Source organism: Galbibacter sp. (assembly GCF_035306585.1).
In the GTDB taxonomy this organism is placed as follows: Bacteria; Bacteroidota; Bacteroidia; order Flavobacteriales; family Flavobacteriaceae; genus Galbibacter.
The window spans coordinates 1-13,197 of sequence record NZ_DATGNU010000130.1 but is presented as its reverse complement, the minus strand read 5'-3'; the positions used below and the strand labels follow the sequence as shown (position 1 = coordinate 13,197).

Here is a 13,197-nt window from a genome sequence, read left to right as displayed (position 1 = left end):
ATAGCAAACGGGAATATCGTTCAAAATATTCCCTTTTGCTATAAGTTTTAAATTCATATTGTTAAGAACATTTATTTTCTTGTGTTCAAATAGTTCTTTAGATCCTCATAAGAGGCTATTGTGATACTCGTTTTTTCTTTGGCAATTACTGATTTAATTTGCGCTGGAATAGGAAGTTCAATTTCCAAGGCCTCTTCAACAGTATCTAAAAACTTCACTGGGTGAGCCGTCTCTAAAAATACCCCAGTAACTCCTGGATTGTTTTCTTGGTATTTCTTAAGTCCTAAGTAACCAACTGCACCATGTGGGTCTGCGATATACCCAGCATTTTTATAGATTTTTTTAAGCGCCTCGATGGTTTGGTCATCTGTATAACTTGCAGAGGAAAACAACGCTGACAAAGCTTTGAAATCATTGTTGAATAAGTTTTGAATTCTCACAAAGTTACTCGGATTTCCAACATCCATGGCGTTTGAAATGGTTTGTTTGGAGGCTTTCGGTTCATATTTCTGGGTCTCCATATAAACCGGTACGGTGTCGTTGATGTTGGTTGCAGCGACAAAATGTTTCACTGGTAGACCAAGTCTATGAGCCATCATACCTGCACATATATTTCCAAAGTTTCCACTTGGAACAGAGAAAACGAGATCCTTATGCTTGCTTTTTAATTTTTTATAGGCAAAGAAAAAGTAAAACATTTGTGGCAGCCATCGAGCCACGTTAATGGAATTGGCCGATGTAAGATTTTGCGCTTGTAGCGCTGGATCTAAAAATGCCGTTTTTACCATATCTTGGCAATCGTCAAAAACTCCGTCCACTTCCAAGGCGACGATGTTTTGTCCTAAGGTAGTTAGCTGTTTTTCTTGGATATCACTCACTTTGCCACTAGGGTATAGGATCACCACATCTACACCTTCAACCCCTAAGAATCCGCTAGCCACTGCACCTCCAGTGTCGCCTGAGGTAGCCACCAAAACAGAAACTTGTTGATCTTTCTTATTTTTATTAAAATACCCTAGACAACGCGCCATAAAACGAGCGCCGACATCTTTAAATGCCATGGTAGGCCCATGAAAAAGTTCCAATGCATAAACATTGTCTTCCACTTTAACAGTAGGGAAATCAAAGCATAGCGTTTCAGCAATAATCTTTTTTAAGTCTTCCTCAGGGATTTCATCATTGACAAATTGTTTAATAACCTCAAAGGCAATTTCTTTATCTGAATAGTGTTCTATGTTTTGGATAAAGGAGGGATCCAAAGGTTTAATTTCATTGGGGAAATAGAGGCCTTTATCTGGGGCAATTCCTTGGATAACGGCTTGTTCAAAGCTGGTGTTTGCGGTAGCTTTTGATTGATTTAAACTGTAATATTTCATTTTCTTTTAAGCGTTTTATTTTCTTAGTTGGAGTTGGTACTCCTTATAGTTCTTTAACACCATCGGTGTTGATGCTGGAGATATGCAGGTCATACTCCACTCCAAAATCTTTATATACATTAGCCATCGCTCTTGCTACCTCCTCAGCTTTGTTCTTTCCTTTAGAAAGTGCAAATATAGAAGGGCCAGAACCAGAAATTCCACTTCCTAAGGCACCTGCATCCTTGACGGCTTGTTTTACCTTGTGAAATCCTGGAATAAGAGGACTTCTCATTGGTTCAATTATTTCATCGTGTAAACAGCGGGATATTAGGTCGTAGTCCTCGGTGTATAAAGCACTGACTAGACCAGCCAAGTTACCCCATTGAACGATGGCTTTTTTAAGCGGAATAGACTGTTTTAGAACCGAACGAGCATCTGCTGTTTTAACTTCTATTTGTGGATGTATCACCGTGGCATACAACTCCCTGGGGGTATTTAATTTTAAAACCTCCAAAGGCTCATATCCCTTTACAAGAGTAAAACCCCCAAATATGGCAGGAGCCACGTTATCGGCATGTGCAGTTCCACTGGCTAGAGCCTCGCCTTGAATAGCAAATTCCACCAACTGTGTTTTATTAAAGGGTTGTCCAAGGATTTTATTTATTCCATAAACCGCTCCAGCTGCACTGGCAGCACTACTACCTATACCACTTCCTGGTTTGATTTTTTTTGAGATTTCGATTTCAAAACCAAAATCAATTTCCAAACCTTTCAGCATGGCTAAAGCACTCACCCCAGCTACATTTTTTTCAGCCTCTAAGGGGAGCTGTTGTCCTGTGACTTTTGTAATTCGTACCCCAGGTGTACTGACCTTGCGAACAAGCATTTGATCTCCAGTGCTTTCTAAACACAGTCCTAGTACGTCAAATCCACAAGATACATTAGCTATGGTGGCAGGACAGAATAATTTTACTTCATTCATTTTGATTGCAATTCAGCTATTAAAAGTTTCCTATTCGAATGATGTCTGCAAAAATACCAGATGCTGTTACTTCTGCCCCTGCACCAGCTCCTTTAATTAATAAAGGTTGCTCGTTGTATCGCTGGGTAAAAAATAGCACGATATTATCCTTTCCTTCAAGATTGTAAAATGGGTGATCTTTCGGGATTTCTTGTAGCCCTACTTTCGCCTTACCATTTTCGAATTGAGCGACGTATTTTAAACGGCAATTCTTCGCTGCAGCTTGACTATAGATCTTATCGAAATGTGCTTTATGATCCACTAGTGATTTATAAAAGTCCTCTACATTGGTGGTCTTTAAACTTTCCTCTGGTAAGAACGCATCATTTTCAATTTGTTCAATATCCAGTTCATTTCCACTTTCTCGAGCTAGGATTAAAATCTTTCGCATCACATCGATCCCGCTAAGGTCAATTTTTGGATCAGGTTCTGTATACCCTTCATCCTGCGCTTGTCTAACCACTTGATCAAATGGTGTTTCGAGGTTAAAGTTGTTAAACACGAAGTTTAAACTACCTGAGAGAACAGCTTGGATCTTGGTGATTTTATCCCCAGAGGCAATCAGGTGTTTTAAAGTATCTATAATAGGAAGACCTGCGCCCACATTTGTTTCAAAAAGAAATGGTGCATTGTAGCGTCTGGAAAGATCCTTTAACTGATGGTATTTCTGGTAAGGAGAAGACGCAGCGATCTTATTACAAGTTACCACAGAGATGCTGTCACTTAGATATTTATCATAGGTTTGTGCAACCTTATCATTGGCTGTGTTGTCAACAAAAATACTGTTGCGTAAATTGAGCTCTTTAACTCTTTGATAGAACGAATCCAATCCAGTTGTTTCTCCCTGTTCCAATAACGATTTCCAATTAGTTAAATCAAGTCCGCTATGGTCAAATACCATTTTTTTAGAGTTGGAAATTCCAACAACACGAATGTTTAATTTTAATTGTTTTTTGAGGTATTTTCTTTGTGTATGAATTTGATCTAAAAACTTTTCGCCAACATTTCCCACCCCCATAACAAAGAGATTGAGTTGTTTGATATGATCTTCAAAAAATTGCTCATGTAAGGTGTTTAAAGCCTTTTTAACATCCTCTTTGTTGATAACTGCTGAGATATTTCTTTCAGAAGCACCTTGCGCAATTGCTCTGATGTTAACGTTATTTTTTCCAAGGGAGCTGAACATACGACCACTGAGCCCTTGATGGCTTTTCATATGATCCCCCACTAGTGCGATGATCGCAAGATCATCTTCTACAATTACTGGATTGATTTTTTTAAGGCTGATTTCGTATTCAAACGCAGCATCCAGAGCCTCTTTAGCCTTCGATGCATCCTGAGAAGAAACCCCAATACAAATAGAATGCTCCGAGGAGGCTTGTGTAATAAAGACCACACTTACTTCGGCATGGGAGAGTACTTCAAAAAATCGTTTAGAAATTCCTGGAATACCGACCATCCCAGAACCCTCCAAAGAAAGCAATGAAATGTTTTCGATATGGCTTATTCCCCGTACTGCACCGGGCTTGTCTTCAGTCTTTGAAGAAATCAGTGTGCCGGCATCTTGTGGTGCGAAGGTATTTTTTATATGGATAGGTATCTTTTTAAATAGCGCTGGTTGAATCGTTGGTGGATACAAGACTTTTGCTCCAAAATGGGAAAGCTCCATGGCCTCTTGATAGGAGATACTAGGAATGGTAAAGGCTTGCTTAACGATCTTTGGATTAGCGGTAAACATTCCACTGACATCGGTCCAGATTTCTAATTTTTTAGCGCCAGAGGCTGCCGCATATATTGCTGCTGTATAATCCGAACCTCCACGACCCAGTGTGGTTGAATTTCCATCTATGGAGGAAGCGATAAAGCCAGGGGTTACAATCACACTATAACTAACGGTTCCAAAATAATTTTCACAAAGCGTGTTGGTAGCCTTAAAGTCAACATGAGATTTTCCAAAACAGGTATCCGTTTTTATCAGTTGACGACTATCCTTATGAACGCTGTCGATGTTTTCGTTTATAAAATATTCACTGATGATGTAAGAGGAGAGCAGTTCACCATACCCTACAATTTTATCGAGCAATTTTGGGGTGCTTTCCCCAATGAGATAAGCACCTTCTAGAAGCGCTTCTAATACATTCAACTCACGTTTTACAGTGCTTATCACTGCACTTTGCTTGCTTATATCAATGAGAGATTCAATGGCACCTAGATGGCGTTCTTCGATTTGAAGTAGAGTTTCTTTGTACTCTTCATCCTGTGCTGCTGCGAGTAATGATGCCTTTACCAGCAGGTCAGTTACCCCTCCGAAGGCTGACACAACAACGACCACTTTTTGGCCCTGTGAAGCTTTAGATACAATTTCTTTAACTTTTCTTATACGATCTGGACTAGCGACCGATGAGCCGCCAAATTTTAATACTTTCATAAAAATATAGATTACAAATAAGTAATTGGTGTTGTTTTTGTTTAAATGTCAAACAAAATAGACGATGGACGATATGAAATAAATTATACCCCAAAAGGGGTAATAATGGTGATAGTACGAATAATAATAGCAGTACATGTATTCCTAGTAGGGAATATAGAAGTAGTTCCATGTATGCTTGTCAAATTTTTCACTGGTGTTTATTCGTATTGGTTTTCAAATGTAGTACATTTATGCAAGTAATAAAACCTAATTTATATTATTTAATATTTGATAATTTAAACAATGTTTTTTTAACAAATGAAGATATTTTCTTTAAATCAGATTAGGCAGGCTGATGAATTTACAATAGAACGTCAAAATATTTCTAGTGAACAACTTATGGAAAGAGCCGGTAAGAAGGCTTTTGATTGGATACAATCGCAATTGGGAGATTCAAAAGTTGGAATTCATATATTTTGTGGTGTTGGCAATAATGGAGGAGATGGGCTTGTTATTGCACGATATTTGGTGCAATCTGGTTATAATGTAACCATACATGTGGTTAATTTCAGTGATCAACGCTCTGAAGATTTTCTAACGAATTTCGATCGAATTAAAGAGATTGATATATGGCCGCATTTACTTAGCGAGAACTCAGAATTACCTGAAATTTCGGGAAGGGATATTGTTATTGATGCTATTTTTGGTATTGGATTTAATCGTCCAAGTTCTCACTGGGTGGCTACCCTTATTACCCATATTAATCAAAGTAAAGCTTTTGTGCTTTCCATTGATATTCCTTCTGGGGTTTTTATGGAGAAGGCGACCAAAAAGGGAGCAGCTATATATGCGGATTACACTTTAAGTTTCCAGTTCCCTAAAATAATATTCTTTCTTCCCAGTACTGGTGGGTATACTAAATATTGGCAGGTGCTTGATATTGGGCTTGATCCTGAATTTATTCAAAAGCAAAAGCCATTAGGGGAGTATATTGGTAAATTTCAAGCATTACAAAGGTATCGTCCTAGAGATAAATACAGTCATAAAGGAACCTTTGGACATGCCTTAATGATTGGTGGTAGTTATGGTAAGATAGGCGCAATCCTCATGAGCAGTGAAGCTACTTTACATGCAGGAGCGGGGCTAGTGAGCGTGTTTACTCCAAAATGCGGCTATCAGGTTATTCAGAGTTCACTTCCAGAGGCTATGGTTATTACCGATAGTCATCAAGAGCATATACAACATATTCATTATATAGTGGATCCAACGGTCATAGGGATAGGGCCAGGAATGGGAATGCATCCTAATACTGTCGCAGCCTTCACCTCCTTCTTAAAACAAAATGATAAACCTTTGGTCATTGATGCAGATGGCCTGAATATACTAGCCGAAAACCCAGAGTTGTTAGAATACATAAAAGGGAATGCTATTTTGACACCTCACCCGAAAGAACTAGAGCGTCTGATAGGATCCTGGTCAGATGATTTTGAGAAGCTGGATAAAATGAAGGCGTTTTCTAATAAATACCAGCTCATAATTTTGGTTAAAGGAGCGCATACCATAACCGTTTTCCAGGACCAAATGTATGTGAACGCTACGGGGAATCCAGGTATGGCAACCGCTGGTAGTGGTGATGTACTCACGGGTCTGATAAGTGGTTTAGTGGCTCAAGGATATCCACTATTGGATGCTACCGTGTTAGGGGTGTATATTCATGGTTCTGCAGGAGACTTAGCCGTTGAAAGATCAGGTGTTGAAGCATTAACTGCTACGGATATTATCGATTTTACGGGAGATGCCTTTTTGGAGCTTATTCGCGTAAATGAACCCAAGGCGTCATCGACAAATCAAAACCAATAATAATTTCTCAACCAATTTTGAGTTTTAGATGGCTTCAAAAAAAATGATATTGGAAACTAAAGTGTAATTACAGACTTTTGCACTAACAACGAACAACCCATGGAAGAATTTCATTATATAAGTTCCACCGTTTTAGATATTGAAACGATTTGGAACCTGATTCAACATAAAACCAAGCTAAGACTCTCTGATGAGGCGAAAGTGAACATAGAGAAATGCCGAAAATATTTAGATCAGAAATTAGCTTCAGATAAAACTCCTGTTTATGGGATTAATACAGGCTTTGGTTCTTTGTGTAATGTGAGGATCGCCGGAAACCATCTCAATGAATTACAACGAAATTTAGTACGTTCCCATGCTTGTGGAACTGGTGAATTGGTGGAGGTAGAAATCGTAAAGCTCATGTTACTTCTGAAGATACAATCCTTGAGTTATGGCCATAGTGGGGTACAGCTAGAAACGGTTCTTAGGCTGATAGAGTTCTATAATAATGATATTATTCCAGTGGTATATACCCAGGGTTCTTTGGGGGCATCAGGAGATTTAGCGCCCCTTGCGCATTTGTCATTGCCGTTGATTGGGGAAGGGGAAGTGTATTATAAAGGAACGATCACAAAGGTGGAAGCTATTATGGATAAAATGAATTGGAAGGTAGTTGAACTAACAGCTAAGGAGGGTTTGGCTTTGCTCAATGGAACCCAATTTATGAGCGCATATGGTATTTGGTGTGTCATAAGTGCTTATAGGCTCTCTTATGCGGCGGATCTTATTGGTACAATGTCACTCGAGGCTTTTGATGGTTTAACGGAGCCATTCCACCGACTAATACATCTAGTGCGACCTCATAGAGGACAGATCAAAACCGCCGATAGAATTCGCCAATTTTTAGAAGGTAGCCAAATTGCAGAAGCGCCAAAGACTCAAGTACAGGATCCATATTCCTTTAGATGTATACCTCAGGTTCATGGGGCATCGAAAGATGTGCTAGCTCATGTTAGAAAAGTATTTAAAACTGAAATCAATTCAGTGACGGATAATCCTAATATTTTTATCGAGGAGGATTTGATTCTTTCAGGTGGGAATTTTCACGGTCAACCCCTAGCTATCGCCCTAGATTATCTAAGTATTGCTTTGTCAGAGTGGGGGAGTATTTCTGAACGCAGAACCTTTCAATTAATCTCGGGTCAACGCGGTTTATCACCATTTTTAATTAATGATCCTGGGTTAAATTCTGGGTTGATGATTCCTCAATATACAGCAGCGAGTATTGCAAGCCAGAATAAACAATTAGCAAGTCCGGCGAGTGTAGATTCAATTGTCTCTTCCAACGGACAAGAGGACCATGTTAGCATGGGTGCAAATTCTGCTACTAAATGCCTTAAGTTAGTTGATAATTTAAAGACTATTTTAGCTATTGAGCTTCTGAATGCCACGCAGGCATTAACCTATAGAAGGCCGCTTAAGTCCTCGCAAATAATAGAAGAACTCTACTCTAATTTTCGCAAGCGTGTTTCGTTTGTGGCCAACGATCGAGTATTTCATGATGACATTAAAAATTCGATTGAATTTATAGATGAAATTCCAGTGTCCCCTGATTATTTTAAAGATTGATCGGGTTAATTAATATGGTTAGGTGATACAATACTTTGAATCCACTCGCCAGCAGTTTCTACGTTTCGAAATAATTTCATTTTATTACCGTAGAAGTATTTTTCAATTTTAAAATTGTGTTTAAACAGCTCATTTTCAGAGACTATTGCAATACCTTTAAGCGTTGGAAGTTCTTTTAAATATTTGTACACCGAAGGATCCAGTGCATAAGAGTTTTTTCTCAGGGAAATATATCCAAAATTCCTTTTGCTAAAGTGAATTTCTGCAATATTTATCAAAGCCGATATATGTTCGAGGTTAAAATCAATTCCATCATTAACGATACCTACGATAAGATTAGAATATACTTCGATATTCCCAAAATCAAGTTCATAGATCTTGACTAAATTATACTTTGAAGATATTGCATTCATAACCACAAAATTACTCCTAATTTTCATCAGGGTAATAAAGTGTTTGTTGATATTAGACGAATTACAATTTTTATCTGTTAAATTGTGCTTTAGTCCTCGAAATTCACTTATTTATTTCCCTTCCAATGTAGTTTTTTCTCAATTGATTTTATCATGGATGCTGCAATATCAATTTCCGTTGCAGTTTCAATACCTTCTAATCCCGGAGAAGAATTGACCTCGAGTAGTAAAGGTCCTTTTGAAGAACGAATAATATCCACCCCCGCCACATCAAGGCCCATGGCTTTGGTAGCTTTAATAGCAAGCTTCTTCTCCGCAGCTGTGACCTTGATCACTGAAGCGGTTCCACCCAAGTGAATATTGGCTCTAAATTCCCCAGGGGGTGCTTCGCGTTGCATGGCAGCTACCACCTTTCCATCAATGACAAAACATCGTATATCTTTTCCGTTTGCTTCCTTAATAAACTCTTGTACTAAGATATAGGCATTTAAACTCTTAAAGGCATTAATAACACTTTCTGCGGCTTTTTTAGTCTCGGCTAGAACCACGCCTTTGCCTTGTGTGCCCTCTAGTAGTTTGATAATCAGCGGAGAACCGCCAACCATCTTTATCAAATCATTCGTGTCTAGAGGAGAGTTGGCAAACCCTGTAGTTGGTATGCTGACCCCATTTTTTAAGAGTAATTGAAGAGAGAAGAGTTTATCTCTTGATTGACGTATGGATTCTGCTTTATTTAAAACTGCTACACCTATGGATTCAAAATGCCTTGCTAGGGAACAACCGTAATAGGTCATACTTGGTCGTATTCTTGGAATAACGGCGTCTAGATCGTTTAGGATTTTACCTCCGCGATAATGAATCTCTGGGGTATCCGCATCGAGCTTCATATAGCACTGACGGATATTAAGGAATTCAATTTCATGCCCCATACGTTCGGCAGCCTCGATAATTCTACGATTGCTATAGAGATTGGGATTGCTCGCTAATAATCCAATCTTTAAACCACCTTTATTGCTGATCGTATTTTTATAGCGTTTCCCGAGTTCTTCCTCACTTAAATCCCCCAATATAAAACTAGCTTCTGGATCTACTATAAGGCGTCCGATCATGGCTTCTCTTCCAAGTAACATGCGGTAACCCATACTATCTCGATTGGTCAGTGATAGTTCTATGTCCCAGGAATCTCCATTAATATGTAAATTGGTTCGAATGATATAGCGATTTTCACGATTACCAGTGGAGCTTTTTACGACTCTTTTATCCAGTACCAGTGCTTCGCAATGGATCACCTTTTTACCATTGTTTTGGATAGGGTATACGTCAAAAGTAACCCAAGTATCATTGTTTCGTTGAAAAGGTTGAATGTTTACGGCGTGCAATGCTGATGTTTTTGCCCCACTGTCCACACGAACCTTTATTGTTGGAATGTCAAGTTCTGGTAAAGAAACCCATTCCTGGCTACCTATAATTGTTTTGTTTTCCATGTAAATTATTTCTCTGACGTATCCTCTAAGTTAAGAAGAATTTTATGGGCGATAAAATTATAAAAAAAACGTGTGATAGTGACATCACACGTTTTTATTTCCCTGAACAGGTCTATGGTTTTATGACTCTGTAGACTTCTCTACCTTGGAGATCTTAATAGTCAGTGCATCTTTCTCTTGATTTAAGTCCATCTCAATACGATCGCCTTCGGCAATTTTTGAAGTGATAATTTCTTCAGCCAAAGCATCTTCGATGTATTTTTGGATCGCACGTTTTAAAGGTCGAGCACCGTATTGTCTATCGAATCCTTTATCTGCAATGTAATCTTTGGCCTTTTTGGATAATGATAAATAATATCCTAAACCTTCGATTCGCTGATATAATTTCTCCAATTCGATATCGATAATCTTGTGGATATCTTCTTTTTCTAGTGGATTAAAGACAACTACATCGTCAATTCTGTTTAAGAATTCTGGAGCAAAGGCTTTTTTCAAAGCATTTTCAATTACACTTTTTGAATGTTCATCAGCCTGTGCCTGTTTGGCTGAGGTTCCGAATCCAACACCTTGTCCAAAATCTTTCAGTTGACGCGCCCCGATATTGGAAGTCATTATGATGATCGTATTTCTAAAATCGATCTTTCTTCCTAAACTATCGGTGATATACCCATCGTCCAATACCTGTAAGAGCATGTTGAAAACATCTGGATGTGCTTTTTCAACCTCGTCTAAAAGAATCACTGCATAAGGTTTCCTTCTTATTTTTTCCGTAAGCTGTCCACCTTCTTCATATCCGACATATCCTGGAGGTGCTCCGATGAGTCGAGATACCGCGAATTTCTCCATGTATTCACTCATATCGATTCTAACAAGAGCATCTTCCGAATCAAAAAGTTGTTTGGCTAAAACTTTGGCAAGTTGCGTCTTACCAACACCAGTTTGTCCTAAGAATATGAAGGATCCAATGGGTTTATCAGGATCTTTAAGTCCAGCTCTATTTCTTTGAATAGCTTTAACTACTTTCGCTACAGCATTGTCTTGTCCGATGACTTTTCCTTTTATGAGCTCTGGCATTTGAGCTAGTTTTGAGCTCTCTGCCTGGGCAATCCTAGTAACAGGCACACCACTCATCATAGAAACCACATCGGCTACATTTTCATCTGATACGATTTCACGGTGCAACTTACTGTCTTCCTCCCACTTTTCTTGGGCCTGAATAAGTTCCCTTTCAATTCTTTTCTCGTCATCTCTTAACTTGGCTGCCTCTTCGTATTTCTGTTTTTTAACCACAGAATTTTTAAGTTCCTTCACGCGTTCCAATTCCTTTTCAAGATCCAAAATTTGTTTTGGAACTTCCATATTGGTGATATGCACGCGAGACCCAGCTTCATCCAAAGCATCAATAGCCTTGTCTGGTAAAAAACGATCTGTCAAGTATCGATTGGTTAACTTCACACAAGCCTCTATTGCCTCATCGGTATAGTTTACATTGTGATGTTCTTCGTATTTATCCTTGATATTGTGAAGGATCTCAATAGTTTCCTCGACCGAAGTAGGCTCTACAATAACTTTTTGAAAACGACGCTCTAGAGCGCCATCTTTTTCGATGTACTGCCTGTATTCATCAAGGGTTGTTGCTCCAATACATTGGATCTCTCCACGAGCCAATGCTGGTTTAAACATATTAGAGGCGTCTAAACTACCTGTAGCACCTCCAGCACCAACAATGGTGTGAATTTCATCGATGAACAGAATGATGTCATCATTCTTTTCGAGTTCATTCATCACAGCTTTCATGCGCTCTTCAAATTGTCCTCTATACTTTGTTCCAGCTACCAGTGAGGCCAAGTCCAAGGTGACCACTCTTTTGTTGTACAAAATTCGCGATACCTTCTTTTTGACAATACGAAGTGCCAACCCTTCTGCGATGGCACTTTTACCAACGCCAGGCTCTCCAATTAGCAAGGGATTGTTTTTCTTGCGCCTACTGAGAATTTGAGAAACACGTTCTATTTCTTTTTCCCGTCCTACCACGGGATCGAGTTTATCCTCTTCAGCAAGCAGTGTAAGATCACGTCCAAAATTATCCAAAACAGGTGTTTTAGATTTTTTATTAGTTTTCGGACTGTTCGAAGGGCTTGATCCAAAGGGGTTATTTCCTTCCTCTGCAGAACCAGTTTCATCTGAGAACGAATCAGCTGTAGGAGGATCTAGAAAATCATCTTCACTTGTTATCATGAGCTTAAATTGTTCTTTAACATTATCGTAATCAATTTTAAGCTTGTTTAGCAACTTTGTCGTTGGGTCATTTTCATTACGCAAAATACAAAGCAGTAAATGAGCAGTATTTATCGAAGGGCTCTGAAATAGTTTAGCCTCTAAGAATGTGGTCTTTAAGGCACGTTCGGCCTGTCTAGTTAAATGCAAGTTACGTTTGTCATTAGCGCTTACTCCAACGGAAAGGTTGGAGGGGCTTAGAATTTCTACCTTTCTTCTTAAATGATCTAGGTCTATACTTAAGGCACTTAATATATCGATCGCTTTTCCGTTTCCATCACGCAAAAGTCCGAGCATAAGGTGTTCTGTACCTATAAAGTCATGCCCTAACCGAAGGGCTTCCTCTTTGCTATAGGCTATAACGTCTTTTACTCTTGGGGAAAAATTGTCATCCATACTTCTTTCTTTCTACGGTTAAAAATACTAAATCAACTTATAGTAGGCAAAAACCATACCTTAAAATGTTGTTATTTCACGTAGTTTTAGCTAATAGACAAAAAAAACCGTTTAAATCAAAAAAATACATATGCTAATTATTAACCATTTTGCCTTAATAATGTGTTGATAAAATCATGAAAAAACATCGGCAACCCTCGCGAAAGCATCAATAAAATACGTATATTGGCACGATTTATAATTAAACAGAAAATAATATAATAAATATGGCGGAAGGAGAAAAGCTGATCCCTATTAATATAGAGGATGAGATGAAATCGGCGTATATCGATTACTCGATGTCAGTCATTGTGTCACGTGCTTTACC

Annotated in this window: 8 protein-coding genes; 2 read left to right on the top strand and 6 right to left on the bottom strand. The window is 38.7% G+C overall.

Annotated elements, in window-relative coordinates:
- Positions 1-71: 71 nt before the first annotated feature.
- From thrC to thrA, 3 genes are read right to left on the bottom strand one after another with little or no spacing between them, the layout of a single operon-like run.
- The gene (thrC, locus tag VKY50_RS11935) at positions 72-1,376 is read right to left on the bottom strand and encodes a threonine synthase (protein ID WP_324302055.1); all 1,305 of its coding nucleotides are present in this window, start codon (positions 1,374-1,376) and stop codon (positions 72-74) included.
- Positions 1,377-1,419: 43 nt separating this feature from the next.
- Positions 1,420-2,340: a homoserine kinase gene (locus VKY50_RS11930; RefSeq protein WP_324302054.1), complete on the bottom strand. Its 921-nt coding sequence runs from the start codon at positions 2,338-2,340 to the stop codon at positions 1,420-1,422.
- Between the two features lie 19 nt (positions 2,341-2,359).
- Entirely contained in the window at positions 2,360-4,807 is a 2,448-nt protein-coding gene (thrA, locus tag VKY50_RS11925) for a bifunctional aspartate kinase/homoserine dehydrogenase I (RefSeq protein WP_324302053.1), read from the bottom strand.
- Positions 4,808-5,107: 300 nt separating this feature from the next.
- On the opposite strand from thrA, the gene VKY50_RS11920 reads away from it, so the two are divergent.
- Both VKY50_RS11920 and hutH read left to right on the top strand, forming a co-directional pair.
- Positions 5,108-6,649, top strand: a complete 1,542-nt coding sequence (locus tag VKY50_RS11920) for an NAD(P)H-hydrate dehydratase (RefSeq protein WP_324302052.1) — start codon at positions 5,108-5,110, stop codon at positions 6,647-6,649.
- A 99-nt stretch (positions 6,650-6,748) separates the two neighbouring features.
- Positions 6,749-8,260: a histidine ammonia-lyase gene (gene hutH, locus VKY50_RS11915; RefSeq protein ID WP_324302051.1), complete on the top strand. Its 1,512-nt coding sequence runs from the start codon at positions 6,749-6,751 to the stop codon at positions 8,258-8,260.
- A 5-nt stretch (positions 8,261-8,265) separates the two neighbouring features.
- On the opposite strand, the gene VKY50_RS11910 is transcribed toward hutH, so the two are convergent.
- From VKY50_RS11910 to VKY50_RS11900, 3 genes are all read right to left on the bottom strand, one after another.
- Positions 8,266-8,673 carry an STAS/SEC14 domain-containing protein gene (locus tag VKY50_RS11910; RefSeq protein WP_324302050.1) on the bottom strand — a complete coding sequence of 136 codons (408 nt, stop codon included), beginning with the start codon at positions 8,671-8,673 and terminating at the stop codon, positions 8,266-8,268.
- A gap of 107 nt (positions 8,674-8,780) precedes the next feature.
- The gene (gene rimK / locus VKY50_RS11905; RefSeq protein ID WP_324302049.1) at positions 8,781-10,157 is read right to left on the bottom strand and encodes a 30S ribosomal protein S6--L-glutamate ligase; all 1,377 of its coding nucleotides are present in this window, start codon (positions 10,155-10,157) and stop codon (positions 8,781-8,783) included.
- A 120-nt stretch (positions 10,158-10,277) separates the two neighbouring features.
- Complete coding sequence (locus VKY50_RS11900) at positions 10,278-12,830, bottom strand: ATP-dependent Clp protease ATP-binding subunit (RefSeq protein ID WP_324302048.1); 2,553 nt, start codon at positions 12,828-12,830, stop codon at positions 10,278-10,280.
- Positions 12,831-13,197: the final 367 nt, after the last annotated feature.

Excerpts from the sequence above, each read along its gene's own strand:
- thrC (WP_324302055.1), bottom strand. The coding sequence starts at position 1,376 with ATGAAATATTACAGTTTAAATCAATCAAAAGCTACCGCAAACACCAGC.
- VKY50_RS11930 (WP_324302054.1), bottom strand. The coding sequence starts at position 2,340 with ATGAATGAAGTAAAATTATTCTGTCCTGCCACCATAGCTAATGTATCT.
- thrA (WP_324302053.1), bottom strand. The coding sequence starts at position 4,807 with ATGAAAGTATTAAAATTTGGCGGCTCATCGGTCGCTAGTCCAGATCGT.
- VKY50_RS11920 (WP_324302052.1), top strand. The coding sequence starts at position 5,108 with ATGAAGATATTTTCTTTAAATCAGATTAGGCAGGCTGATGAATTTACA.
- hutH (WP_324302051.1), top strand. The coding sequence starts at position 6,749 with ATGGAAGAATTTCATTATATAAGTTCCACCGTTTTAGATATTGAAACG.
- VKY50_RS11910 (WP_324302050.1), bottom strand. The coding sequence starts at position 8,673 with ATGAATGCAATATCTTCAAAGTATAATTTAGTCAAGATCTATGAACTT.
- rimK (WP_324302049.1), bottom strand. The coding sequence starts at position 10,157 with ATGGAAAACAAAACAATTATAGGTAGCCAGGAATGGGTTTCTTTACCA.
- VKY50_RS11900 (WP_324302048.1), bottom strand. The coding sequence starts at position 12,830 with ATGGATGACAATTTTTCCCCAAGAGTAAAAGACGTTATAGCCTATAGC.